The following is a 25319-nucleotide window of genomic DNA, read 5'->3' as shown; positions in this document are numbered from 1 at the left end:
TGCTGAGCATCCAGGGGCTGCGGGTGGCCTACGGCGGCATCATGGCCGTCAAGGGCATCGACTTCGAGGTGCGCGCGGGCGAGCTGGTCAGCCTGATCGGGGCCAACGGGGCGGGCAAGACGACCACGCTGAAGGCCATCACGGGGCTGCAGCCGATGGCCGACGGGGACATCGTGTTCGACGGGCAGTCGATCCGGGGCAAGCCGGCGCATGCGCTGGTGCGCATGGGGCTGGCGATGGTGCCCGAGGGGCGCGGCACCTTCACGCGCATGACCATCGACGAGAACCTGCTGATGGGCTCGTACACGCGGGGGGACAAGCAGGGGGTGCAGGACGACATCGAGCGCGTGTTCTCGATCTTCCCGCGGTTGAAGGAGCGTCGCAGCCAGCTGGCGGGGACCATGTCGGGGGGCGAGCAGCAGATGCTGGCGATGGGGCGGGCGATGATGTGCCGCCCGCGCATGCTGCTGCTGGACGAGCCCTCGATGGGGCTGTCGCCGATCATGGTGGACAAGATCTTCGAGGTGGTCTCGGAGATTGCCCAGCAGGGGGTGACCATCCTGCTGGTGGAGCAGAACGCCAAGCGTGCGCTGGAGCTGGCGCAGCGAGGCTACGTGCTGGACTCGGGCACCATGACCATGGGCGGCGAGGCCTCCAAGCTGCTCGACGACCCGCGCGTGCGCGCCGCCTACCTCGGCGAATAAGGGTTGACCGCCCCCAGGGCCGGGCGATGCCCGGCCCTGGGGGCGGTATTACTCGGCGGGGCCGGCCTTGTCGGCCTCGCTGGTGAAGGCGTCGGCGTGGAAGCTCGATTCCGGCAGCCCGCAACGGCTGCTGAACTCGGCGCGCGCGGCATCCACCATCAAGGGTGAGCCGCAGGCGTAGACCTCGTGGCCCGAGAGGTCGGGCAGGTCTTCCATCACGGCCCGGTGCACGAAGCCCGTGCGTCCCTGCCAGTCGGCATCCGGTTCCGACAGCACCGGCACGAAGCGCAGCCACGGCAGGGCTTCGTCCTGGGCCAGTGCCCAGTCCATCAGGTACAGATCGGCGCGCCGGCGCCCGCCCCAGTACAGGGTCGCCGGGCGCGTATTGCCCTCGCTCGCCAGCTGTTCGAGGATCGCCTTGATCGGCGCCAGCCCGGTGCCGGAAGCCAGCAGCACCAGCGGGCGCTCGCCGGACTCGCGCAGGTAGAAGCTGCCGTAGGGCCCTTCCATGCGCAGGATGTCGCGTTCCTTGAGAGCGCCGAACACCTGGTCGGTGAATTTTCCGCCCGGCATGTGGCGAATGTGCAGCTGCACCGCGGGCTGCCCGTCCGGGGCGCTCGCCATCGAGTAACTGCGCCGGCTTCCGTCGCGAAGGATGAATTGCAGATACTGACCGGCGTGGTAGCGGAAGACCTCGTTGGCCGGAAGTTGCAGCCGCAGCACCGCGACGTCGGGCGCGGGAAACTCCAGCGCCTGCACGCGGCAGGGCATCTTGCGCACCGGAAACATGTCGGCCGCGGGGAGCTCGGCGCACTCCAGTACCACGTCCTCGTGCGCATGCATGCGGCAGGTCAGTACCATGCCGGCGCTACGCTCCTGTTCGGACAGTGCCTTGAGCTGGTGCTGGGCGAGATCGAAGGCGCCCGAGATCCAGCGGCACTTGCAGCTGCCGCAGGCGCCGTCCTGGCAGCCGTAGGGCAGGCCGACGCCCTGGCGGATGGCCGCCGCCAGCACGGTTTCGGAGTCGTCGACCTCGAAGCTTCGGCCGGCGGGCTGGATGGTGACGGTACGCATCATGACTTCGTGGATTCCATGTTGAACGCTGTGTTTCGCAAACCCCGCATCCTCATCGTCGGCTGCGGCGACGTCGGTCTGCGCCTGGCCGCCCTGTTGCGCGCGCGCGCCCGCGTGCTGGCGCTGACGTCCAGCCCCGAACGCGTGCCGCTGCTGCGCGCCGCCGGCATCGTGCCCTTGCTCGGCAACCTCGACCAGCCCGAGACCCTGTGGCGCCTGCGCGCGCTGGCGCCGCGCGTGGCGATGCTCGCGCCTCCGCCCGCGCAAGGCGACACCGATCCGCGCTCGCGCAGGCTCGCGTTGGCGCTGCGCAGCGCCATGATAGGGGGCACGCCCCGGCGCGGGGCCTTGCGCGTGGTCTACGCCAGCACCAGCGGCGTCTACGGCGACTGTGCCGGTGCACTCTTGCGCGAGACGCGCACGCCGCGCCCGGCCACCGCGCGGGCTCGCCGGCGCCTGGATGCCGAGGCCCATTGGCGCGCGCTGGGCAGGGCCGGCGCGAAGGTGTCGCTGCTGCGCATCCCGGGCATCTACGACGCCCGGGAGCGCTCGCCGCGCGAGCGCCTGCGCCGGGGCCTGCCGGTGCTGCGCCGCGAGGACGACGTGTTCACCAGCCACATCCATGCCGACGATCTGGCCCGTGCACTGTGGGCCGCGCTGCTGCGCGGCGCGCCGCAACGCGTCTACCACGCCTGCGACGATACCCGCATGCTGGCGGGGGACTACCTGGACCTGGCGGCCGCGCTGCTGGGCGAGACCCCTCCGCCGCGCCTGAGCCGCGAACAGCTCGCCCGCAGCGGGCTTTCGCCCATGGCGCTCAGTTTCCTGTCGGAATCGCGGCGCCTGGACAACACGCGTATGCAGGCCGAGCTCGGCCTGCGTCTGCTGCACCCCGATGTGCGCAGCGGCCTGCGGCCGCCGGAGCACGAAGGCCCGCAGGACACGCAGCCCGCCGCGCCGCGCGCGGGGGCCGGCTGAGCCGGCCCGCCGCGGCCGCGCTCAGCGCGCCGGCTGGTCGTTTTCCGGCAGATCCAGCTGGGGCAGGGCCTTGTGCGTCTCCACCAGCACCAGCGGACCTTCGTCCTGCGCCGCACGCGGCTTGCGCTCGCGCGGCGCCTGACGCTGCGCCGGGGTCTGGCGCGCTTTGCGCCGGGACTGCTCGACCCGATCGGGATCGGACTGCACCCATTGCAGTCCCGCCGACTCGACCACCGAGCGCAGTTGTTCCACCGGCAGCGCTTCGGCCGCCGGCGCAGGCGCCGCGGGCTCGCCGCCAGCCTGCGCGCTCGGCGCCTGCGCGGGAGCCAGGGCCTGAGGCGCGACGGCCGCGGGCGCCTGCGCGATCGGCACGGCGGGGGCCTGGACCTGGGCGGCCGGGACCGGCGTGAAGGTCGGCATGACGGCCGGCGTCACGGGCGCGGGCTGCGCAGCCGCGATCGGCTGCGCCGCGGCAGCGGGCACTTCGATCGAAGGCGGCGCGCTCATCGGCGCGGCTGCCTGCGCCACGGGCGCCGACCAGGCCTCGGGGGCCGGCGTGCCGGCCTGCTCGAAGCTGGGCTGTTCGAAGCGGGGCTGTTCGAAGCGGGGCTGCGCCGGCGTTTGCGCCTCCATGTCTTCGCGGGCCGCGGCCGGGGGCGTCACGCCCTCCGGGGCGGCTTCGGCGGCGCTTTCGGGCATCGCCTCGTCGTCGGCTGCGGACTCATCGCCCTGCCCGGCCTCGGCGTTCGCGGCGTCCTGCCCGCGGCCACGGCCGCCGCGGCGGCGGCGGCGGCGGCGTGCCGGTTCGGCACCTCCACCCTCGGCTCCTTCAGGCAGGGCCTGGCCGGCTTGCACGGCTTCGGAATCTTCCGCCTCGGCCGCCGCGAGGGGTTGCTGCGCCGCGGCGGGCGCTTGCGCGCCGGCGGGCAGGCTCAGGCCGAAGCTTTCCCAGGTCTCGACGCCCTGCTCGGCGGGCTCCTCGCGCTGTTCGCGCGGTGCGCGCGCCGGGCGTTCGGCACGTTCCGGACGCTCAGTGCGTTCCGGGCGTTCGGCGCGTTCCGGGCGTTCGGCGCGTTCCGGGCGTTCGGCACGTTCCGGACCCTCGGCGCGTTCCGGACGATCTGCGCGTTCCGGACGATCGGCGCGTTCCGGACGATCGGCGCGTTCCGGGCGATCTGCGCGTTCCGGGCGTTCGGCCCGCTCCGCGCGGGCAGGGCGGTCGGTCCGCTCGGCACGTTCAGTCCGTTCGCCGCGTTCCGGGCGATCCGAACGCTCGCTGCGCTCCGCCCGTTCTCCGCGCCCGCCGCGACCACGGCCGGCGTTCGCGCTGCCGTTGCCGTTGCCGGAGGCCGCGGAGCCGCTGGCGCCGCGGCGGCCCTCGGCGCCGTTCTCGCGCGCCTCGGTGCGTCCGCCCTGGCGGCCCTGGCCGCGGCCGTCACGTCCACGCCCGCGGCCTTCGCCACGTTGGGCGGAGCCCGCTTCCGGCGCGGCCTGAGGCGCGCTCGCGGAGGTCTGCTGCGCGGCCGCTTGCTCCCCGGGCGCCAGCACTCGGCGCAGCCAGCCGAACAGGCCACCCGATGCGGGCTGGGCCGGGCTCGTCACCGCGGCGGGCGCCGGCGCCACCACCGCCGGGGCCTTCTCGGGGGCCGGCGCCGGGCTGGGCGCCGGGCCTTCGGGGGTGATGCCGCGCACCAGCGCTTCCTGGCGCGGACGCTCGTCCTTGGCCTTGCGCAGGATGGTTGTCTCCTGCTCCAGTTCCTCGGCCATGCGGTAGCTGGCCGGCAGGTTGTCCAGGCGCGGGTCGTCGTGCTTGAGGCGCTCGAGCTTGTAGTTCGGCGTCTCCAGCTGCTTGTTGGGCACCAGCAGCACGGCCACGCGCTGGCGCAGCTCGATCTTGGCGATCTCGGCCCGCTTCTCGTTGAGCAGGAACGAGGCCACCTCCACCGGAACCTGCACATGCACCGCGGCGGTGCCTTCCTTCATCGCCTCTTCCTGGATGATGCGCAGGATCTGCAGCGCGCTGGAATCGGTGTCGCGGATGTGGCCGGTGCCGTTGCAGCGCGGGCAGGTGACGTAGGCGCCCTCGGACAGCGCCGGGCGCAGGCGCTGGCGCGACACCTCGAGCAGGCCGAACTTGGAGATCTTGCTGGTCTGCACGCGTGCGCGGTCCTGGCGCAGGCATTCGCGCAGCCGGTCTTCCACGGAGCGCTGGTTCTTGGCTTCATCCATGTCGATGAAGTCCATGACGATCAGGCCGCCCAGGTCGCGCAGGCGCATCTGGCGGGCGATTTCCTCGGCCGCCTCCAGGTTGGTGCGCAGCGCGGTGTCCTCGATCGCGGTGCCGCGCGTGGAACGCGCGGAGTTCACGTCGATGGCCACCAGCGCCTCGGTGTGGTCGATGACGATGGCCCCGCCCGACGGCAGGTTCACCGTGCGGGAATAGGCGGTCTCGATCTGATGCTCGATCTGGAAGCGCGAGAACAGCGGCAGGTCGTCACGGTAGCGCTTGACCCGCCCGACGTTGTCGGGCATCACGTGGGCCATGAACTGGTGCGCCTGGTCGTGCACGTCCTGCGTGTCGATCAGGATCTCGCCGATGTCGCTGGTGAAGTAGTCGCGGATGGCCCGGATTACCAGCGAGGATTCCTGGTAGATCAGGAAGGCGCCGCGCTGGGAATTGCCGGCTTCCTCGATGGCCGCCCACAGCTTGAGCAGGTAGTTCAGGTCCCACTGCAGTTCCTCGACGCTGCGTCCGATGCCCGCGGTGCGCGCGATCAGGCTCATGCCCTCGGGATACTGCAACTGCTCCATGGTCTCGCGCAGTTCCTGGCGGTCGTCGCCCTCGATGCGCCGGCTCACGCCGCCGCCGCGCGGATTGTTGGGCATCAGCACCAGGTAGCGCCCGGCCAGGGAGATGAAGGTGGTCAGCGCGGCACCCTTGTTGCCGCGTTCCTCCTTCTCCACCTGCACCAGCATTTCCTGGCCTTCGCGGATCACGTCCTGGATGCGCGCCTGCGAGGCCGATACGCCTTCGCGGAAGTAGCGCCGGGAGATTTCCTTGAAGGGCAGGAAGCCGTGGCGTTCCTCGCCGTAGTCGACGAAGCAGGCTTCCAGCGAGGGCTCCACGCGCGTCACGGTGGCGCGGTAGATATTGCCCTTGCGCTGTTCGCGGCCGACCTGCTCGATGTCGATGTCGAGCAGCTTCTGGCCGTCGACGATCGCCACGCGAAGCTCTTCGGCCTGCGTCGCATTGAACAACATGCGTTTCATGTTCGATTCTCCATCCCGCCGTTCGGGGCGGGGTGCTTGATGGCAACAGGGTCACGAAGGACCCGACGTGCACAGCAGGCTCGAATCGGAAACGGCAGAGGCCACGCGGCGCCGGCTCATCCCGGCGCGACTCGCAGGACAGGGATCAGTCAGGTGCCGGCGCGCGCGGCGCGGCCGACAACTCCACCCGGCGCGCGGCGGGGCGCTTGCGGCGGGCGGGAATCGGTGCTGGGCGGCGGGGAAAGTACGGCACGTGACTGGATCTTCTTGTCAGGGACCACGGCTGGGCCGGGTCGGCGGGGCATTCTGTCGATTCGCAACTCGGGCTTTGCGCGAGGTATCCGCCAGGCCGCGGGGAAGGCAGGTCGCGCCACCGCATCGCGTGGCGCAACGACCACTACAATGCAGCCCGTGCGTCGCATCCGGGTGTCGGAGCGATCCCGGGCGGCGATCCCGCTGCGCGCAGCGCTCCCCGGCTGCCCGCGCCTGCGAAGGCGCGCGGCGGCTGCCGAAGCCGCTTCATGCGCTGCGGAATGCCCGCCAGGGCGGGCCGTCGAGCGGCGGCGCGCACAGGCCATCGCCTCGTGCGCGACTACATTCCCCGCGTAGCCGGCGTGTCGGTGGAAGACATACGACGCGCGCTACGCAATTTCATTATATGCACTCCAGTCCAGCAGCCGCCAATGTGATCGCCGTCGACGAGTCGGGGGCGGGTCAGCGCCTGGACAATTTCCTCGCGCGCCGGCTCAAGGGCGTGCCGCGCAGCCACATCTATCGCATCGTGCGTTCGGGCGAGGTGCGGGTCAACGGCTCGCGCGCCGAGGCTTCGCGCAAGCTCGAGTTCGACGACCGCGTGCGCGTTCCTCCCGTGTTCGTGGATCCGGCCCCGGCGGCGGCGCCCGCGCGCAGCTACGACGTGTTGTTCGAGGACGACTGGCTGCTGGCCGTGGACAAGCCGGCCGGCATCGCCGTGCATGGGGGGTCCGGGCTGAGCTGGGGGCTCATCGAGTCGCTGCGCAGCGCGCGCGGCGACCGCTTCCTGGAGCTGGTGCACCGGTTGGACCGCGACACCTCCGGCGTGCTGCTGCTGGCGCGCAAGCGCGGCGCGCTGACCGCGCTGCACGCCAGCCTGCGCCGGCGCGAAGCCGACAAACGCTACCTTGCGCTGGTGGCCGGGCTCTGGAACGGTGACGCGCTCACCGTGGCCAAGCCGCTGCACCGCTACCTCACGCCCAGCGGGGAACGCCGCGTGCGCGTGGTGGACGCCGGCCAGGGCCAGGAAGCCCGCAGCCAGTTCCGGCCCCTGCAACGCTTCGCCTGGCCGGACGCGCAGTGGGCGAGAAGCACCGGCGTGGCCGGGCTGACCCTGGTGGAGGCGCGCATCCACACCGGGCGCACGCACCAGATCCGCGTGCACCTGCACAGCCTGGGCCATCCGGTGGCGGGCGACGAGAAATACGGCCTGGAAAGCCTGAACCGCGCGCTGGCGCAGGGCGAGCTTCCGGCCGGGCTCGGGCGCACTCCGCGCATGTTCCTGCACGCCGCGCGTCTTGCGGTGCAGCATCCGGCCGACGGGCGCGAACTGGTGCTGCAGGCCGGCTGGCCGGCCGCCGACGCGCAGTGGCTGGAGCGCCTGGCGCGGGTCTGCGCCGCCCCCGGGCAGGGCGCGGGAGAGCCGGGGCGCGGGCAGCCGGGCGACGCCGCCGGCACGCGCCACAAGCGCAGGGAGCTTTCCCCGCCATGAAGCGCGACTGGGACCTCGTCGTGTTCGACTGGGACGGCACGCTGATGGACTCCACGGCGGCGATCAGCCGCGCCATCCAGGCGGCCTGCCGCGAGGTCGGCGTGCCCGAGCCGGAGTCGGCCCAGGCCACCCACGTCATCGGGCTGGGGCTGGTCGACGCCCTGCAGCGCGTCGCCCCCAGCCTGGATCCCGCCGATTACGAGCGTGTCGCGCGCGCCTACCGCCGCCACTATTTCGCGCATGCCGACGAACTCGTGCTGTTCGAGGGCGTGGCGCCGCTGCTGCGGGAGCTGCGCGAGCAGGGCATGCGCCTGGCGGTGGCCACCGGCAAGTCGCGCGCCGGGCTGGAGCTGGCGCTGGAGCAAAGCGGGCTGCGCGGGCTGTTCGACGCCACGCGTACCGCCGACCAGACTCAGTCCAAGCCACATCCTCGCATGCTGCTGGAACTGCTGGACGAACTCGTCGGCGGCGCCGCGGGCACGCTGATGGTCGGCGACACCACCCACGACCTGCAAATGGCGTGCAACGCCGGGGTTCGGGCTGTCGGAGTCAGCTACGGCGCGCACGGTGCCGAGGAATTGCGGCGACTTCAGCCCCTGGCCGTGGCCGCTTCGGTGCCCGAACTGCGCGACATCCTGCTGGGCGCTTCCCCGCCGAATCCCTGAGGCTTCGGCGGCGGCCCGGACTTGCTATGCTGGGGCAGGCCCCCGCTGCGCCATCCGCGGCGCCCACCCTGCCCGAAGCATGAATCCGAACGACAACGAACCCACTCTCGGCGCGGCGTCGTCGCGCAACCCAGGCTCCTCGCAGCCCGGTGCCTGGGAGCGCAGCGTGCTCGAGCGCCTGGTCATGGACATCGTCGCCGAGCGCCGTCGCTCGCGGCGCTGGAAGGTGTTCTTCCGCCTGTGCTTGCTCGCGCTGGTGGTTGCGGGCGTGGCGGCGGCCTGGCGCGGCGGCGGCGGCAGCGCTACCGGGACGACGGCCGGGCCGCATGTCGCCGTGGTCGACCTGCAGGGCGAGATGTCCTCCACCAGCAACGCCAGCGCCGACAACATCGACGCGTCGCTGCGCGACGCCTTCGCCTCCCCGCAGACCCGCGCGGTGATCCTGCGCATCAACAGCCCCGGCGGCTCGCCGGTGCAGGCCAGCCGCATCAACGCCGAGATCTGGCGCCTGCGCGCGCTGCACAAGGACATCCCGGTCTACGCCGTGTGCGACGAGGCCTGCGCCTCGGCCGCCTACTACGTGGCGGTGGCGGCCGACCGCATCTACGTGAACCCGGCCAGCCTCGTGGGCTCGATCGGGGTGCTGATGAACGGCTTCGATTTCTCCGGGCTGATGGGCAAGCTGGGCATCACGCGACGCCTGCTGACGGCCGGCTCGAACAAGGGCTTCATGGATCCCTTCAGCCCGATGAGCCCGCAGCAGAAGCAGTACGCGCTGGCCATGCTCGAGCAGATCCACCAGCAGTTCATCGCCGCGGTGAAGAAGGGGCGTGGCGCGCGCCTGAAGATCGACGACCAGACCTTCTCCGGCCTGGTGTGGACCGGAGAGGCGGCGCTGGGCCAAGGCCTGGCCGACGGCTACGGCGACACGCGCAGCGTGGCGCGCGATGTCGTGCACGAGCCCCGCCTGGTGGATTACACGCGGCACGAGAACGTGGTGGACCGGCTGGCCCAGCGCTTCGGCGCGGCCATCGGCATGGGCGCGGCGCGTGAGGCGCTGCCGGCGGACTGGTCCCTGCGCTGAGCGGGGCGCCGCCGGCGCCGGGCCCGAGGGCCCGAGGGCCTCAGGGCCGCGCCGCGAGCAGCGAGAACAGGGCCGGCGCGCGCGCCGGCAGCAGATGCAGCTCGTCACGCCATTGCGCGGCGCTGCGGGTGCGCACGAAGCCCTGCGGCGCGGTGAGCTCGCAGGCCACGCTCACGCGCGTGTCGGGGCGCAGCCCATGGGCCAGCGCATGCAGCAGCGCGGCGTTGCGGTAGGGGGTCTCGATGAACATCTGGGTCTGCCGGCGTTGCGCGCTGTCGCGCTCCAGCGCCAGCAGCGCCTTGCGCCGTGCCTCGTCGGCCACCGGCAGGTAGCCGTGGAAGGCGAAGCACTGGCCGTCCAGCCCTGCGGCCATCAGGGCCAGCAACAGGCTGCTCGGGCCGACCAGGGGCAGCACCTGCAGGCCGAGCTCGTGGGCCTGCGCGACCACCGCCGCGCCCGGGTCGGCCACGCAGGGGGCGCCGGCCTCCGACACCAGGCCCATGTCGTGCCCCTGCAAGGCGGGGGCCAGCAAGGCACGCGCCGCGGCGGCGTCCAGGTCCTGGTGCTTGGGCAGCACGGCGAATTGCTGCTGCTGCAAGGGCAGACGCAGCGGGCAGACCGCATGCACCGCGCCCAGGAAGGCGCGCGCGGTCTTCGCGTTCTCGACCATCCAGTACTGCAGTTGCGCCGCGGCTTGCAGCGTACCCAGCGGAAGCACCTGCTGCAGCGGCGTGGCGCTCACGTCGGCCAGCGGCGTGGGCACCAGCAGCAGGCGCCCGCGCGACAGGGCCGCCGCGGCGCGCGCGTCGGGCGGATTCATGCCTGGCCGTCCGCCAGCAGATCGAAGCCCGCCTGCGCCAGCATGTCGCACAGCGCGATCAACGGCAGGCCGACCAGCGCGGTCGGGTCCTCGCTGCGCACGCTTTGCAGCAGGGCGATGCCCAGACCCTCGGATTTGGCGCTGCCGGCGCAGTCGTAGGGCTGCTCGGCCAGAAGGTAGGTGCGCAGGCGCGCGTCGTCCAGCACGCGCGTGCGCACGGTCGTCGGCACCTCGCGCGTCTGCACGCTTCCTTGCGGATCCACCAGCGCCACCGCGGTGTGGAACACGGCCTCGCGCCCGCGCAGGTGCTGCAGCTGGCGCAGCGCGGCGTCGAAACCCCCGGGCTTGCCCAGGATCTCCCCGTCGCAGGCACACACCTGGTCGGAGCCGATCACCCAGGCGGGCCCCGCCGCCGAGGCCACGGCCAGCGCCTTCTCACGGGCCAGGCGCAGCGCCAGTTCGCGCGGCGCCTCGCCGGGACGGCGCGCCTCGTCGACGCCGGGCGCCTGCACGGCGAAGGGCTGGCGCAGGCGTTGCAGCAGTTCGCGCCGGTAGGCCGAGGTGGATGCCAGGATCAGCGGCGGCCGGGCGGCCCGCGCTTGCGGCTTGGAGGGATTCGACTGCATCAGTCCTTCTCGAAAAAGCGGCCTTCGATCCAGGCGCCCAGCAGGATCCCGCCGACCACCCACAACAGGGGCCAGTTGCCCACGCCCAGCCCGGCCAGCGCCGGCCCGGGACAGACTCCGCTGAGGCCCCAGCCCACGCCGAACAGCGCGGCGCCGGCGACGATGCGCCGGTTGAAGGGCGAGGGATGCCTGGCCCAGCCGAGGCCGAACAGCGGCTGCGCGAACCACCGCGGCAACAGGCGATACGCCAGCATCACGGTGCCCGCGGCGCCGCCCATGACCAGCAGCAGCCCCATGTCGTGCAGCAGCAGGAAACTCAGGATCGCCTCGGGGCGGACCATCGTCGACCAGGCCAGCCCGAAGCCGAACAGCACTCCGGCGAGCAGCGCCGACACCATCACCGGGGCGGTGCGTACATGTTTCATGATCGCGCTCCCGGGTTCAGAATCCGCCCGCCGCGCGCACCCCGTGCGCGGTGAGGATGGCGGTGGCCAGGAATACGCACACCGCCACCAGCGACTGCCACTGCAGCGAGCCCAGCCCGCAGATGCCGTGGCCCGAGGTGCAGCCCCCGCCCATGCGCGCGCCGAAGCCGGCGAACACGCCGCCCAGCGCCAGTTGCCAGCGTGGCACGGCGGTCACGAAGGGATGCCCGTGCATGCCGGTCAGCAGGTAGGCGAGGCCGCCCAGGATCATTCCGGCGCCATAGAACATGCGCCAGTTCCTGGTTCCCACCAGGCGGGGGCTCTGGAAATGTGGCCATTTGCTGAACCAGGACCATACGGCGCTGTAAGCCGTGCTGACGCCGCCGATGAATCCGGTGAGTGCGAACAACAGGCTCACGCCGAGTCCGATGACCACGCCGCCGCCCAGGAAATGAACCCAGCCGGTTGGAAAGAGTTGTGCCAAGGTCTGCATGGCGATGCTCGATGCTTCGAAAGACGGGAATGCCGACGCGCGATCCTGACGCAACCCGCGAGTGTAGGCCGCGCTCCGGCAAGCCGGGGCGCGGCCGGCGGGCCCGGGCGAGGCGCCCGCGCCGGCGGCGAGGCTTTCATCGTACTCGCCCGGGTATCTTTGTGCGCGCATCCGCCATGCCGGGATACACTCTCTTGCATGAATACGCCGGTACCGCCGTCCGACGCGGAACTGCCGCGGCGCCTGAACCTGAAGGATTTCGCGCAACGCGGGCGCGAGTTGCGGGGTAGCGTGGCGGTAGCCGCCTTGGCTCGCCTGGGCGCCTCGCTGCACGCCGAGGCGGCCGCCCTGGCGGAGATGCGGGTGCGCTGGGAACTGCAGGGCTGGGTGCGCGACGACGCCTCGGGCCAGGCGCAGCAGCTGGTGCGCCTGCGGGTCGAGGGCGACTTGCCGATGCTGTGCCAGCGCTGCCTGCAGACTTCCTGGCATCATGTCGACGATACCGTCGTGTTGCTCCTGGTCGACCAGGAGCCGCAACTCGGTGCCGAGGAGCTGGAGTCCGACGAGGAGGCTTTCTGCGCCCGCCACCCGGTGGACCTGGTCGAGCTGGTCGAGGACCAGCTGATCCTGGCCTTGCCGCTGGTGCCGATGCACGAAAGCTGCCCGCAGGCGCTGCCCGTGCAGGCAGGGGAGGTGCAGGCGGAGAAGGATGTGCCGGTGTCGCCGTTCGCGGTGCTGGCGGGGCTGCGCAAGCCCAACTGATCCGGGTCGATGCCTGAGCCCATGACGGGGCAGGCAGGCGGCGCGGTGTACAATCACGCGATTTTTCCCCAGGGGTTTGGCCATGGCCGTTCAGCAAAACAAGAAGTCGCCGTCCAAGCGCGGCATGCATCGCTCGCACCAGCATCTGGACCAGCCGCCGGTGGCTCTCGAGCCGACCACCGGCGAGGTCCACCTGCGCCACCACATCAGCCCGAGCGGTTTCTACCGCGGGCGCAAGGTCCTGAAGACCAAAACCGAAGAGTGAAGCGTCGTTCGCGGGCGCGCCGCTGCGTGGCGCGCATGGCGCATGAGCGGCTGCCGGCGCCGTGCGAGGCTGGACGCCCCGAGGGCGTGCATGCCCCGGCGGGGAGCGCAAGCTCATGAACGCCTGCCTGGCCGTTGACGTGATGGGCGGGGACCATGGTCCCGGCGAGACCCTGCCTGCCTGCCGCGCGCTGCTGGATCGCCACCCGCAGGTGCGGGTGCTGCTGGTCGGCCAGCCCGAGGCCATGCAGGAAGGCTTGCGCAAGCACGGGCTGTTCGGGCACGAACGGGCCAGCGTGGTCGCGGCCTCCGAGGTGATCACGATGGACGACCCGGTCGAGGTCGCCCTGCGTCGCAAGAAGGATTCGTCGATGCGCCGCGCCATCGAACTGGTGAAGGACGGCACCGCGCAGGCCTGCGTGTCCGCCGGCAACACCGGCGCGCTGATGGCCGTGGCGCGCTACGTGCTGAAGACCCTTCCCGGCATCGAACGCCCGGCCATCGCCACCTACCTTCCCAACGCGGCAGGCGCGTCCACCCTGGTGCTCGACCTGGGCGCCAACGTCGATTGCGAGGCCGAGCATCTGCTGCAGTTCGCCGTCATGGGCACGGCCTTCGTCGCGGCCGGCGGGCACCCGAATCCCCGGGTCGGCCTGCTCAACGTGGGCGAGGAAGTGATCAAGGGCAGCGAGATGATCAAGCGCGCCGGCGAACTGCTGCGCCAGGCGCACGCCGAAGGCCGTCTGAACTTCCTCGGCAACGTCGAGGGCGACGACATCTTCAAGGGCGGCGTGGACATCGTGGTCTGCGACGGATTCGTCGGCAACGTGGCGCTGAAGGCCACCGAGGGCGTGGCGCGCATGCTGATGGGCATGATGCGCCAGGAATTCACGCGCAACCTGGGCACGCGCCTGCTGGCGCTGGCGGTGCTGCCGCTGCTGCATCGCTTTCGCGGCCGCGTGGATCCGCGGCGCTACAACGGCGCGGCGCTGCTGGGCCTGCGTGGCCTGGTGTTCAAGAGCCACGGATCGGCCGACGCGGTCAGTTTCGCCCATGCGCTGGAGCGTGCCTACGAAGCCGCGCAGGGGGGGGTGGTGCAGGAGATCGAGCGCATCCTGGCCGAACTGCACCGTGGCGCGACGGCGGCGGCCAACGCGGGCCCGGCGGACATGAGCTGACCCCCGGGCGCCGGGCTGAGCGAGCCGGCGCGACGCCTCGTTCCGATTCCCTCGTATCCCTCAACCGGACCGCGATTTCCATGTCGATCCATTCCCGCATTCTCGGCACCGGCAGCTACCTGCCGCCGGAGACGGTCAGCAACGACGATCTCGCCGCGCGCCTGGCGCGCGATGGCATCGAGACCAGCGACGCCTGGATCGTCGAGCGCACCGGAATCCGCCAGCGGCATTTCGCCGGGCCGGGCGTGGGCAGCGTCGATCTGGGCGAGCACGCGGCCCGGCGCGCCCTGCAGGACGCCGGGCTGCAGGCGCAGGACATCGACCTGATCATCGTGGCCACATCCACGCCGGACATGATCTTCCCGTCCAACGCGGCCCTGATCCAGGGCCGCCTGGGTTGCCCGGGCGGCGCCGTGTTCGACGTGCAGGCGGTGTGCGCGGGCTTCATCTACGCCCTCAGCGTGGCCGACCAGTTCGTGCGCTCCGGCAGCGTGCGCCATGCGCTGGTCATCGGCACCGAGGTGTTCTCGCAGATCCTGGATTTCAGCGACCGCGCGACCTGCGTGCTGTTCGGCGACGGAGCCGGCGCGGTGGTCCTGGGGCCGGGCGAGCGCGGCGGGGTGCTGTCCAGCGCCCTGCACGGCGACGGCCGCCAGGCTTCGATCCTGTGCACGCCCGGGCGCATCGAGGGCGGCAAGGTCAGCGGCCGGCCCTTCCTGCACATGGACGGCCAGGCCGTGTTCAAGCAGGCCGTGCACGTGCTCGAGGGCGTGGCCCGCGAAGTGCTGGACAAGGCGGGGCGCACGGCCGCGGACGTGGACTGGATGGTGCCGCACCAGGCCAACATCCGCATCATGCTGCACACCGCGAAAAAGCTCGGCATTGCCGCCGAGCGCGTGGTGCAGACGGTGGCCTGGCACGGCAATACCTCGGCGGCGTCGATTCCGCTGGCGCTGGACACGGCCGTGCGCGCCGGGCAGGTGCGCCGCGGCCAGACCCTGTTGCTCGAAGCCGTGGGCGGCGGACTGACCTGGGGCGCCGCGCTGCTCGAGTTCTGACGACAACCCGCGTGCGGGCACCGCGCACCGCGCGGGCGCCGCACGCCCCGGCGACGCCGGGACCTTGATGGGGAGGAAACCTCTAGATGAAACCGTTCGCCTTCGTGTTTCCCGGCCAGGGTTCGCAATCGGTGGGCATGCTCGATGCCGTGGCCGATCACCCGGCGGTGCGCGAGACCCTGCGCGAAGCCTCCGCGGCGCTGGGCCAGGACCTGGGCGCGCTGATGCGCCAGGGCCCGGCCGAGGAACTGAATCTGACGGCCAACACCCAGCCGGCGATGCTGGCCGCGGGCATCGCGCTGTGGCGCCTGTGGCTGGCCGAGGGCGGCCCGATGCCCGCCGTGATGGCCGGCCACAGCCTGGGCGAGTACACCGCGCTGGTGGCCGCCGGGGCGATCGAGTTCACCGACGCGCTGCCCCTGGTGCGTTTTCGCGCCCAGGCCATGCAGGAAGCCGTTCCCGTGGGGGCAGGCGGCATGGCCGCGGTGCTCGGCCTGGACGACGCCGCGGTGCGCGAGACCTGCGCGCAGGCGGCCGCGGCGGCCGGCGAGGCGGTCGAGGCGGTGAATTTCAACGCCCCCGGGCAGGTGGTGATCGCCGGCACCAAGGCGGCCGTCGAGCGCGCCTGCGCGATGCTCAAGGAGCGCGGCGCCAAGCGCGCGCTGCCGCTGCCGGTGTCGGCGCCCTTCCACAGCAGCCTGCTGGCGCCCGCAGCGGCGCGCCTGGCCGAATACCTGGAGAAAGTACCGGTGCAGGCTCCGCGCGTGCCGGTCATTCACAACGTGGACGTGGCCCGGCATGCCGATGCGGCGGGCATCCGCGCCACGCTGGCGGCGCAGGCCGCCGGCGCCGTTCGCTGGGTCGAGTGCGTGCAGGCGCTGCGCGACGCCGGCTGCGCGGACATCGTCGAATGCGGGCCGGGCAAGGTGCTCGCCGGGCTTACCCGGCGCATCGATCCCGTCCTGCTCAGCCACGCGCTGGTCGATCTCGACAGCGCGCACACCATCAAGGGGAGCTTGCAATGAACGCATCCGAAGCGCCGCTGGCCGGGCAGACCGCGCTGGTCACCGGAGCTACCCGCGGCATCGGCCAGGCCATCGCCGCGCAGCTGCAGCACATGGGGGCCTGGGTGGTGGGCACCGCCACCAGCGAAGCCGGCGCGGCGCGCATCCAGGAAGCTCTGGGCAGCGGCGGCGAGGGCGTGGTGCTCGACGTCAACGACGGCGCGGCCGCCGAGGCGCTGGTCGACCGCATCGTGAAGCAGCGCGGCGGCCTGCAGGTGCTGGTCAACAACGCCGGCATCACCCGCGACACGCTGGCGCTGCGCATGCGCGACGAGGACTGGGCGGCGGTGATCGACACCAACCTGAGCTCGGTTTTCCGCTTGTGCCGCGCCGTGATCCGTCCGATGATGAAGCAGCGCAGCGGGCGCATCGTCAACATCACCTCGGTGGTGGGTGCCAGCGGAAACCCCGGCCAGGCCAACTACGCCGCCGCCAAGGCCGGCGTGGCCGGCATGACGCGGGCGCTGGCGCAGGAACTGGGCAGCCGCAACATCACCGTCAACTGCGTGGCCCCCGGTTTCATCGACACCGACATGACCCGCGCGCTGGACGAGCAGACCACGAAGGCGCTGCTGGGGCGAATTCCCCTGGGACGCCTGGGGCAGCCGCAGGACATCGCGCATGCGGTAGGCTTCCTGGTGAGTCCGCAGGCTTCCTACGTGACTGGCTGCGAGCTGCACGTCAACGGCGGCATGTACATGTGTTGAGCATGTGCTGATTTCCCGGTGGCGAGCGCTTCCCGGGTGGATAGAATTCGAAAGCCTTTTTTCTGGAGATTTACATGAGTGATATCGAACAACGCGTCAAGAAAATCATTGCCGAGCAGCTCGGCGTGGCCGAGGACCAGGTCACGAACGAGAAGTCCTTCGTCAATGATCTCGGCGCCGACTCGCTGGACACCGTCGAGCTGGTGATGGCGCTGGAGGACGAGTTCGGAATCGAGATCCCCGACGAGGACGCCGAGAAGATCACCACCGTGCAACTGGCGGTCGACTACGCCAAGCAGCACCACAAGGGCTGAAGCCCCGCGCCGGCGTTTCGCCGGCGGGCATGGCGGGGCATGCCGGTCGCCCGTGGGGCCCGGCCACCGCGACGTGACGACTTCGTGCGTCGCGGTCCCCTTGTTTTCCCTTATAGTTCCGCTGGATTTCCCGTATCACCTGGTTGCTTGCCATGACTCTGCGCCGTCGCATCGCCATCACCGGTCTCGGAATCGTCTCTCCCGTGGGTAACACGGTGCAGACGGCCTGGGAGAACCTGATCGCCGGCAAGTCCGGGATCGGCCCGATCACCAAGTTCGACGCCTCGACCTTCGCCGCGCGTTTCGCCGGCGAGGTGCGCGATTTCGACATCGGGCAGTACATCCCGGTGAAGGAGGCGCGCCACATGGACACCTTCATCCACTACGGCCTGGCCGCCTCGATGCAGGCGGTGCGCGACAGCGGCGTCGAATCCGCCGCCGGGATCGATCCGGGCCGTGTCGGCGTGGTGATCGGCTCGGGCATCGGCGGTCTGCCGATGATCGAGCAGACCCACCAGGACTTCATCGATCGCGGCGCGCGCCGCATCTCCCCGTTTTTCGTGCCTTCGTCGATCATCAACATGATCTCCGGGCACCTGTCGATCCAGTACGGCTTCACCGGCCCGAACCTGTCGGTGGTCACGGCCTGCACCTCGGGCCTGCACGCGATCGGCCTGGCCGCGCGCCTGATCGAGAGCGGCGATGCCGACGCCATGGTTGCCGGCGGCGCCGAGGCCACGGTGTGTCCGCTGGGCATCGGCGGCTTCGCCTCGGCGCGCGCGCTGTCCACGCGCAACGACGATCCGGCCGCCGCCAGCCGGCCCTGGGACAAGGACCGCGACGGCTTCGTGCTGGGCGAGGGCGGCGGCGTCATGGTGCTGGAGGACTGGGAACTGGCGACGCGCCGCGGCGCGCGCATCTACGCCGAACTCGTGGGCTTCGGCATGAGCGCCGACGCCTTCCACGTGACCGCGCCCAACGTCGACGGCCCGCGCAAGTGCATGCAGGCGGCGCTGGCCAACGCCGGCGTGGCGCCCGAGCGCGTGCAGTACCTCAACGCCCACGGCACCTCGACGCCGCTGGGCGACAAGAACGAGAGCGATGCCATCAAGGCCGCCTTCGGCACGCATGCGAAGGACCTGGTCGTCAGCTCCACCAAGTCCATGACCGGCCATCTGCTGGGCGGAGCCGGCGGCGTGGAAAGCCTGTTCACGGTGCTGGCGCTGCACCACCAGGTCGCGCCGCCCACCATCAACCTGCAGACCCCGGACCCCGAGTGCGACCTGGACTATTGCGCCAATACCGCGCGCGACATGCCCATCGAGTACGCGCTGAAGAACAACTTCGGCTTCGGCGGCACCAACGGTTCGCTGGTGTTCCGCCGCGTCTGAGTTCCGCCGCGGCCCGCCAGCGATGCAGCCCGCCCCTCCCTTGCACGTGCGGGTCGAGCGCTTCAGCCGCTGGCACGCGCTGCTGATCGGCTTCGATCTCGCGGTCGCGCTGGCCGGCGCCTGGAACGCCTGGCGCTGGTGGGAGGCCGGCGACGCGGGGGACTTCCAGCTCATGGCCGGACTATCGCTGGGCGTGTTCCTGATGGTGCTGACCGCGCAGGTTCCCTACTGGAAGATCCGCAGCTTCACGCTCAGCCACGGCGCGCAGGGCTGGCAGCTGCAACAGGAGCGCCGCCAGCGCAAGCTGGCCCAGGTGCGCGCGCTCAGCCTGCCGGGCCTGCTGCTGGTGCTCGGCCTCAGCGACCGTGGGCGCGAGGTGCTGCCCGTGCCCTCGGACATTGCACCCGCTATCTGGCGGGAATTGCGCACACGCCTGGCTCTTTAACGCGGCCGGCGTTGTAATACCGGATTGGCATGCTGGAGTCGCCGCCGGGTTCCCGGACGGGGTCCGGGGGAGCTGCCATGCCGCTGCCTGTCCCGCTGCCTGTTCCGCTGCCTGTTCCGCTGGCTTTCGCCACCCGCGGCCGGCTTCGCCCCTCCCCACAGCCCTCGTGCAAGACCGATCCGATCAGGCCCTGGTCCAACGTGTCCAGAATGGCGACCAGCAAGCCTTCGCCTTGCTCGTGGCCAAGTACCAGCGGCGTATCTTTCGCCTGATCTCGCGTTTCGTCGCCGATCCCGCCAGCGCGGAAGACATCGCGCAGGAGACCTTCCTGCGAGCCTACCGTGCCATCGGAAACTTCCGCGGCGACAGCCAGTTCTACACCTGGCTGTACCGCATCGCGGTGAATACGGCCAAGCGCAGCGCTCTTACTTGCGCGCGCAGTCCCGTTTTTCCGGAAAATTCCCAAAATCCGGAGCAGGACGAAACTTTTTCGAGGCAGGAGCAACTAAGCAGCATGGACACGCCCGAAGCGGTGATGGCCAGCCGCGAGCTGGTCAACGCCGTGAACGCTGCCATGGAGGAATTGCCCGAGGAATTGCGCAGCGCGATCATGCTGCGCGAGATCGAGGGCCTGAGCTACGAGGAAATTTCGCACATGCTGGGCTGCCCGGTGGGTACCGTGCGCTCGCGCATCTTCCGGGCGCGCGAATCCATCGCCCGCCGGCTGCGCCCCTTGCTGGGCACACGCACGGACGAGCGCTGGTAGGCGGCCACGGCAGGCGGCAGAAGTTTCGCAAAGGGGGGGAAAGGTCAGCACATGGACGACGATTCGGCCGCCGGGAGCCGGCCCGGCCGCGGTGCAGGTGGCGCCGCGAGCGGCGGGGGTCACCACGACGACAGCCGCACCCACAGCCGCACCCGCAGTCGCACCGACAGCCGCGACGCATTGCGCCTGCGCGAGCAGGTCTCGGCGCTGATGGATGGCGAGGCGCCGCCCGACGCGCTCGGCGAGCCCTGGGCAGAACTGTCGCGCGAGCCCGAGGCCCGCGCGGCCTGGCTGCGCTACCACCAACTGGGCGACTGGCTGCGCTCGGCCGAGCTCCACGCCGCGTTCGACGAAGCGGCTTTCCTCCGGCGCTTCGGCGAGCGCCTGCGCGACGAGCCGGTGCAGTTCGCGCCCGCTGCGATGCGCGGCGTCGCTGCCCCGCCGTGGTGGCGCGCCACGCCGTGGGCCGGCGCACTGGGCGTCGCGCTGGCCGGCCTGGCCACCGTGACCCTGCTGGGCGTGCTGCTGCCGCAGCGCAGCGCTCCGTGGAGCGAGCCCGATTCCGCGCAGCCCTCCATCGCGCAAGGCGCGGCATGGGATTCCGGCATCGGGGCTTCGGGCGCCGGCATCAGTGCGCTGCGTGTCGGCCTGCGCGGAACCAGCATCGCGCTGAACGGGCGGCTTGCGCTGCGCACGCAAGCGATCTGCGTACCGCCCGCGCAGCCGCGCGTTTCCTCCCGGGTGCGCGCCATGCCCTGAGCCGCCAGGCGCGCTTGCCTGTAGCGCCGTGCAGCCGTGCACGCGGGCACGCTATGCTCGCCCCTGGCTGCCGAGGCCGGCCCGGCTCGGCGGCATCGAACGGGCTGCGAGCCTGCCAGCGCTCGCAGCGCCCCCCAATCCGCCGGAGATGGACTCGTGAATCCTGCAAGGTCCCTTGCACGTCGCGTCATGCAACCAGGCCGCGCATGCCTGCCCTTCCTGCTGGCCGCGTGCATCGGCATGCCAGGGGCCGCGGCGCTGGCCGCGGGGCCGGCCCCCCAGGCCTCCGCCGCGGGCTTCGGCTCCACGGCTCCGGCCCCTGCGGGCCCGCTGGTCGCGGGTCTGCCCGACTTCACGCGCCTGGTGCGCCGGGTCGGCCCCTCGGTGGTGAACATCCGCACCTACACGCGCGCGCCCGACCAGAGCGCGCGCCAGGACGAGCAGACCCGCGAATTCCTGCGCCGATTCTTCGGCATTCCGCTGCCCCAGGGGGGCAACGGCGCTTCGGCCCAGGCTCCCGACGAGGAGCGCCCGGTGGGCGTGGGCTCGGGCTTCATCCTCGCGGCCAACGGCTACGTGCTGACCAACGCCCATGTGGTCGACGGGGCCGAGCGCATCGTCGTGACCCTGACCGATCACCGCGAGTTCACCGCGCGCCTGGTCGGCGCCGACGCCCGTACCGACGTGGCGCTGCTGAAAATCGACGCAGCCGGGCTGCCGGCCGTGCGCATCGGCGATTCCGCGCGTCTGCAGGTCGGCGAATGGGTCGTGGCCATCGGTTCACCCTTCGGCCTGGACAACACCGTCACCGCCGGCATCGTCAGCGCCAAGGCGCGCGATACCGGAGACTACACGCCGCTGATCCAGACCGACGTGGCGGTCAACCCCGGCAACTCGGGCGGGCCGCTGATCGACATGCAGGGCCGCGTGGTCGGCATGAACTCCCAGATCTACAGCCGCACGGGCGGCTTCATGGGCATCTCCTTCGCGGTGCCGATCGACCAGGCCATCGCGGTGGCCACCCAGCTCAAGGCCGGCGGCCACGTGGTGCGGGGCAAGATCGGCGTGGTCATCGACGGGGTGAGCAGCCAGCTCGCGCAGGCGCTGGGGCTGGGCAGCGCGCGCGGCGCGCTGGTCAGCGCAGTGCAGAAGGGCGGCGCGGCCGACGCCGCCGGTGTGCGCCCCGGCGACATCATCACCGCGATCGACGGCCACGAGGTCCAGCGCGCCAGCGACCTGCCGCGCCTGGTCGGCGCGATCCATCCCGGCACGCACGTGGCGCTGCAGGTGTTCCGCCTGGGCCGCGCCGAGAGCCTGCAGGTCACCGTGGGGTCGTGGAGCGACAAGGCCCCCGTGCCCGCGCCCGGCAAGCCCTCGGCGGCCGCGCTCAGTCCGCTGGGAGTCGGCGTGGTCGACCTCAACCAGGAGCAGCTCGCGCAGCTGGGACTGCGCGGCGGCGTGCTGGTGGAAAGCGTCGATGCCTACGGCTCGGCCGCCGGCTTGCGCGTCGGCGACGTGCTGGAGGCGCTGAACGACGCGGGCCTGCGCACGGCGGCCGATTTCTCGTCCCGGGCCGCGCGCCTGCCCCAGGACAAGGCCGCGGCGCTGCTGGTGCGCCGTGGCGAGTCCGCCACCTACGTGCTGGTGCATCCGCGCAAGGTTTCGGAATGAAATTCGAAGGAAGTTCATAACATGAGAATTTTGTTCTAGGATATTCCGTATACATTGGCTTCAATTGCGCTCGCGCTCGCGAGTTCGCAATGTTTTCCCCGCGAAGGCGGGGCGGGCCGGGTGCGCGCCGCTGGCCGGGTCCCGCGGCGGGCTTAAAATGAAGGCCCAACAAGCAGTTGCCAAACGATTTTGTTGGTAGGCGCGACGCGAATGGCCGCGCCTTTTTTTTGTCCCGCCGCCACGATCCCCTGGGGCGGGTTTCACGCTTTCGCCCGCGCATGCAACGGATTCGCAACTTTTCCATCATTGCCCACATCGACCACGGCAAGTCCACGCTGGCCGACCGCCTGATCCAGCGTTGCGGAGGCTTGTCCGACCGGGAGATGGAAAGCCAGGTGCTCGACTCGATGGACCTGGAGCGCGAGCGCGGCATCACCATCAAGGCCCAGACCGCCGCGCTGAGCTACCGCGCGCGCGACGGGCACACCTACCAGCTCAACCTCATCGACACCCCCGGGCACGTCGATTTCAGCTACGAGGTCAGCCGCTCGCTGTCGGCCTGCGAGGGCGCGCTGCTGGTGGTCGACGCCAGCCAGGGCGTGGAAGCGCAGACGGTGGCCAACTGCTACACCGCCATCGAGCTGGGCGTCGAGGTGGTGCCGGTGCTCAACAAGATGGACCTGCCGCAGGCCGATCCGGAGGGGGCGCGCCAGGAAATCGAGGACGTGATCGGCCTCGACGCCTCCGAGGCGCTGCTGGCCAGCGCCAAGACCGGCATGGGCATCGACGAGATCCTCGAAGCCGTGATCGCCCGTGTGCCGCCGCCCAAGGGCGACCCGGAGGCGCCGCTCAAGGCCCTGATCATCGACTCCTGGTACGACAGCTACGTGGGCGTGGTGATGCTGGTGCGCGTGTTCGACGGCGTGCTGCGCGTGCGCGACCGCATCCAGCTCATGGCCACCGGCGCGCAGTACGGCTGCGAGCAGCTCGGCGTGTTCACTCCCAAGTCCCTGGCGCGCGAGCAGCTCGGCGCCGGCGAGGTGGGTTTCGTCATCGCCGGCATCAAGGAACTCAAGGGCGCGCGCGTGGGCGACACGCTGACGGTGGCCTCGCGTCCCGCGGCCCAGGCGCTGCCGGGCTTCAAGGAGGTGCAGCCGCAGGTGTTCGCCGGCCTGTACCCGGTGGAGGCCAACCAGTACGAGGCGCTGCGCGACGCGCTGCAAAAGCTGCAGCTCAACGACGCCGCGCTGCGTTTCGAGCCCGAGGTGTCCTCGGCGCTGGGCTTCGGCTTCCGCTGCGGCTTCCTCGGCCTGCTGCACATGGACATCGTGCAGGAGCGTCTGGAGCGCGAGTACGACATGGACCTGATCACCACCGCGCCGTCGGTGGTGTACCAGGTGCGCCTGCGCGACGGCAGCACGGTCACCGTGGACAACCCGTCGAAAATGCCCGAGGTCGGGCGCATCGACACCATCCTCGAGCCCGTGGTCACGGTCAAGCTGTTCATGCCGCAGGAATACGTGGGCGCGGTCATGACCCTGTGCAATGCCAAGCGCGGCGTGCAGGTCAACATGTCCTACATGGGCCGGCAGGTGCAACTGGTCTACGAAATGCCCCTGGCCGAGATCGTGCTGGACTTCTTCGACAAGCTCAAGTCGATCTCGCGCGGCTACGCGTCGATGGACTACAGCTTCCTCGAATACCGTGCCGCGGACGTGGTGAAGGTGGACATGCTGATCAATGCCGAGCGGGTCGACGCGCTGTCGCTGATCGTGCACCGTTCCCAAAGCCAGTACCGCGGGCGCGAGGTGGCGGCCAAGATGCGCGAGCTGATCCCGCGCCAGATGTTCGACGTCGCCATCCAGGCCGCCATCGGGGCCAACATCATCGCGCGTGAGACAATCAAGGCGATGCGCAAGAACGTGCTGGCCAAGTGCTATGGGGGCGACATCTCCCGCAAGCGCAAGCTGCTCGAGAAGCAGAAGGCCGGCAAGAAGCGCATGAAGCAGATCGGTACCGTCGAGGTGCCCCAGGAAGCCTTCCTGGCCATTCTCAGGGTCGAGGACTGATCCCCGGCCCACGCTCCAGCCCAAGACCCCTCCGTTCCATGGAAGAACCGGCCGTCAATTTCACCCTCCTGTTGTTCGTGCTGCTGGTGCTCACCGGCCTGTTCTGGGTCGCCGAGCGCCTGCGCTTCGCGCGTCAGCGCGTCGACGCCGCCGAGGCCGCGAGCTCGGCGCTGCGCCGGCGCCGCGACGAGCTGCGCGCGCAGGGCATCACGCCCGACGACTCGCTGAGCGACGAGAACATCCAGGCCACCCGCGCGCGCCTGCTGCGCCAACCCTGGTGGCTGGAGTGGACGGCGGGTCTGTTTCCGGTGATCGCCTTCGTGTTCGTGCTGCGCTCCTTCGTGGCCGAGCCCTTCAAGATCCCGTCCGGGTCCATGGAGCCCACGCTGGTGCCGGGCGACCTGATCCTGGTGAACAAGTTCCTCTACGGGCTGCGCCTGCCGCTGGGGCACGAACGCCTGACGCCGGGACGCGCCCCGCGGCGCGGCGACGTCATCGTGTTCCGCCTGCCCAAGGATCCGTCCATCGACTACATCAAGCGCATCGTCGGCCTGCCGGGCGACACGGTGTCCTACGAGAACAAGCAACTGGTGATCGACGGCAAGCCCGTTTCCGAGCAGTCCGACGGCCAGTGGTTCGACCCCTCGACCATGGCCTATTACCAGCAATACCGCGAGAATCTGGACGGGGCTGAGCACCGCATCCTGATCAACCCGCAGCAGCCGCCCTACGTGATCGGCGGACCGGATAATTTTCCCCATCGCGACGCTTGTCATTATGATTCGCAAGGTTTCGTCTGCAAGGTTCCCGCAGGAATGTATTTCGTGATGGGCGATAACCGCGATAATTCACTGGATTCCCGCTACTGGGGATTCGTGCCGGCACGCAACATCGCCGGCAAGGCCTTCTTCGTCTGGATGAACTTCGGCGGCCTGAAGAACATCGGGCCGATTCATTGACCTGCTGACAGCATCGATGGGGTTTGCGG

The 25319-nt window shown here is 70.8% G+C and carries 25 protein-coding genes; 19 read left to right on the top strand and 6 right to left on the bottom strand.

The genetic code is table 11. From position 1 onward, the window contains the following. Positions 1 to 2: 2 nt before the first annotated feature. Entirely contained in the window at positions 3 to 704 is a 702-nt protein-coding gene (locus tag D466_RS0103800) for an ABC transporter ATP-binding protein (RefSeq protein WP_026284853.1), read from the top strand. Between the two features lie 48 nt (positions 705 to 752). Here the strand turns inward: D466_RS0103800 and D466_RS0103795 are convergent, their stop codons facing one another. Beyond that, complete coding sequence (locus D466_RS0103795; protein WP_018912375.1) at positions 753 to 1781, bottom strand: CDP-6-deoxy-delta-3,4-glucoseen reductase; 1029 nt, start codon at positions 1779 to 1781, stop codon at positions 753 to 755. Between the two features lie 15 nt (positions 1782 to 1796). On the opposite strand from D466_RS0103795, the gene D466_RS0103790 reads away from it, so the two are divergent. Continuing rightward, positions 1797 to 2756: an NAD-binding protein gene (locus D466_RS0103790; RefSeq protein WP_018912374.1), complete on the top strand. Its 960-nt coding sequence runs from the start codon at positions 1797 to 1799 to the stop codon at positions 2754 to 2756. Positions 2757 to 2777: 21 nt separating this feature from the next. Here D466_RS0103790 and D466_RS0103785 read toward each other — a convergent pair whose 3' ends face one another. Next, entirely contained in the window at positions 2778 to 6026 is a 3249-nt protein-coding gene (locus D466_RS0103785; RefSeq protein WP_018912373.1) for an Rne/Rng family ribonuclease, read from the bottom strand. Positions 6027 to 6684: 658 nt separating this feature from the next. Between D466_RS0103785 and D466_RS0103780 the strand changes: the two genes are divergently transcribed. The 3 genes from D466_RS0103780 (at position 6685) to D466_RS0103770 (ending at position 9519) form a co-directional block, all read left to right on the top strand. Further along, complete coding sequence (locus D466_RS0103780; protein ID WP_081629790.1) at positions 6685 to 7770, top strand: RluA family pseudouridine synthase; 1086 nt, start codon at positions 6685 to 6687, stop codon at positions 7768 to 7770. Then, on the top strand, positions 7767 to 8435 hold the full coding sequence (locus D466_RS0103775) for an HAD family hydrolase (protein WP_018912371.1): 669 nt from the start codon (positions 7767 to 7769) through the stop codon (positions 8433 to 8435). Before D466_RS0103780 ends, D466_RS0103775 begins: the two co-directional genes overlap by 4 nt. Before the next feature lie 79 nt (positions 8436 to 8514). Continuing rightward, on the top strand, positions 8515 to 9519 hold the full coding sequence (locus D466_RS0103770) for a S49 family peptidase (RefSeq protein ID WP_018912370.1): 1005 nt from the start codon (positions 8515 to 8517) through the stop codon (positions 9517 to 9519). Positions 9520 to 9559: 40 nt separating this feature from the next. Here D466_RS0103770 and D466_RS0103765 read toward each other — a convergent pair whose 3' ends face one another. Genes D466_RS0103765 through D466_RS0103750 form a run of 4 tightly spaced genes read right to left on the bottom strand, consistent with a single transcriptional unit; the run spans position 9560 to position 11883 of the window. Continuing rightward, the gene (locus tag D466_RS0103765; protein ID WP_018912369.1) at positions 9560 to 10339 is read right to left on the bottom strand and encodes an SAM-dependent methyltransferase; all 780 of its coding nucleotides are present in this window, start codon (positions 10337 to 10339) and stop codon (positions 9560 to 9562) included. After that, positions 10336 to 10965, bottom strand: coding sequence for a nucleoside triphosphate pyrophosphatase (locus D466_RS0103760; RefSeq protein WP_018912368.1), 630 nt, complete (start codon positions 10963 to 10965; stop codon positions 10336 to 10338). Before D466_RS0103760 ends, D466_RS0103765 begins: the two co-directional genes overlap by 4 nt. Continuing rightward, positions 10965 to 11390 (bottom strand): DUF6691 family protein, encoded by a 426-nt coding sequence (locus D466_RS0103755; protein WP_026284852.1) that lies wholly within the window; start codon positions 11388 to 11390, stop codon positions 10965 to 10967. The genes D466_RS0103760 and D466_RS0103755 overlap by 1 nt, the downstream gene beginning before the upstream one ends. A 16-nt stretch (positions 11391 to 11406) precedes the next feature. Next, entirely contained in the window at positions 11407 to 11883 is a 477-nt protein-coding gene (locus D466_RS0103750; protein ID WP_018912366.1) for a YeeE/YedE family protein, read from the bottom strand. Between the two features lie 198 nt (positions 11884 to 12081). On the opposite strand from D466_RS0103750, the gene D466_RS0103745 reads away from it, so the two are divergent. The 14 genes from D466_RS0103745 to lepB all read left to right on the top strand — a co-directional run bounded on the left by D466_RS0103745 (position 12082) and on the right by lepB (position 25290). Beyond that, positions 12082 to 12645: a DUF177 domain-containing protein gene (locus D466_RS0103745; RefSeq protein WP_018912365.1), complete on the top strand. Its 564-nt coding sequence runs from the start codon at positions 12082 to 12084 to the stop codon at positions 12643 to 12645. Between the two features lie 82 nt (positions 12646 to 12727). After that, entirely contained in the window at positions 12728 to 12910 is a 183-nt protein-coding gene (rpmF, locus tag D466_RS0103740; protein ID WP_018912364.1) for a 50S ribosomal protein L32, read from the top strand. Positions 12911 to 13025: 115 nt separating this feature from the next. Then, positions 13026 to 14087 (top strand): phosphate acyltransferase PlsX, encoded by a 1062-nt coding sequence (gene plsX, locus D466_RS0103735; protein WP_018912363.1) that lies wholly within the window; start codon positions 13026 to 13028, stop codon positions 14085 to 14087. Positions 14088 to 14167: 80 nt separating this feature from the next. Continuing rightward, positions 14168 to 15145: a beta-ketoacyl-ACP synthase III gene (locus tag D466_RS0103730; RefSeq protein ID WP_018912362.1), complete on the top strand. Its 978-nt coding sequence runs from the start codon at positions 14168 to 14170 to the stop codon at positions 15143 to 15145. Between the two features lie 86 nt (positions 15146 to 15231). Further along, positions 15232 to 16170, top strand: a complete 939-nt coding sequence (fabD, locus tag D466_RS0103725) for an ACP S-malonyltransferase (RefSeq protein ID WP_018912361.1) — start codon at positions 15232 to 15234, stop codon at positions 16168 to 16170. Beyond that, positions 16167 to 16916: a 3-oxoacyl-ACP reductase FabG gene (fabG, locus tag D466_RS0103720; RefSeq protein WP_018912360.1), complete on the top strand. Its 750-nt coding sequence runs from the start codon at positions 16167 to 16169 to the stop codon at positions 16914 to 16916. Before fabD ends, fabG begins: the two co-directional genes overlap by 4 nt. 74 nt (positions 16917 to 16990) lie before the next feature. Continuing rightward, entirely contained in the window at positions 16991 to 17230 is a 240-nt protein-coding gene (gene acpP / locus D466_RS0103715; RefSeq protein ID WP_018912359.1) for an acyl carrier protein, read from the top strand. A gap of 152 nt (positions 17231 to 17382) precedes the next feature. Beyond that, on the top strand, positions 17383 to 18621 hold the full coding sequence (fabF, locus tag D466_RS0103710) for a beta-ketoacyl-ACP synthase II (protein WP_026284850.1): 1239 nt from the start codon (positions 17383 to 17385) through the stop codon (positions 18619 to 18621). 22 nt (positions 18622 to 18643) lie between these two features. Next, positions 18644 to 19066, top strand: coding sequence for a hypothetical protein (locus D466_RS0103705; RefSeq protein WP_018912357.1), 423 nt, complete (start codon positions 18644 to 18646; stop codon positions 19064 to 19066). A 166-nt stretch (positions 19067 to 19232) separates the two neighbouring features. Next, positions 19233 to 19832, top strand: a complete 600-nt coding sequence (gene rpoE, locus D466_RS0103700; protein ID WP_026284849.1) for an RNA polymerase sigma factor RpoE — start codon at positions 19233 to 19235, stop codon at positions 19830 to 19832. Positions 19833 to 19883: 51 nt separating this feature from the next. Next, the gene (locus D466_RS22635) at positions 19884 to 20591 is read left to right on the top strand and encodes a sigma-E factor negative regulatory protein (protein WP_018912355.1); all 708 of its coding nucleotides are present in this window, start codon (positions 19884 to 19886) and stop codon (positions 20589 to 20591) included. A 189-nt stretch (positions 20592 to 20780) separates the two neighbouring features. Next, positions 20781 to 22262: a Do family serine endopeptidase gene (locus D466_RS0103690; protein WP_018912354.1), complete on the top strand. Its 1482-nt coding sequence runs from the start codon at positions 20781 to 20783 to the stop codon at positions 22260 to 22262. 278 nt (positions 22263 to 22540) lie between these two features. Further along, a complete protein-coding gene (lepA, locus tag D466_RS0103685; RefSeq protein ID WP_018912353.1) occupies positions 22541 to 24331 on the top strand; it encodes a translation elongation factor 4 in 1791 nt (596 codons plus the stop codon). A gap of 38 nt (positions 24332 to 24369) precedes the next feature. After that, on the top strand, positions 24370 to 25290 hold the full coding sequence (lepB, locus tag D466_RS0103680) for a signal peptidase I (RefSeq protein ID WP_018912352.1): 921 nt from the start codon (positions 24370 to 24372) through the stop codon (positions 25288 to 25290). Positions 25291 to 25319: the final 29 nt, after the last annotated feature.

Origin of the sequence: Thiomonas sp. FB-6 (assembly GCF_000377645.1) — a bacterium.
Lineage (GTDB): Bacteria > Pseudomonadota > Gammaproteobacteria > Burkholderiales > Burkholderiaceae_C > Thiomonas_A.
The sequence above is the reverse complement of the archived record's forward strand: the minus strand, read 5'-3'. Positions and strand labels throughout refer to the sequence as shown.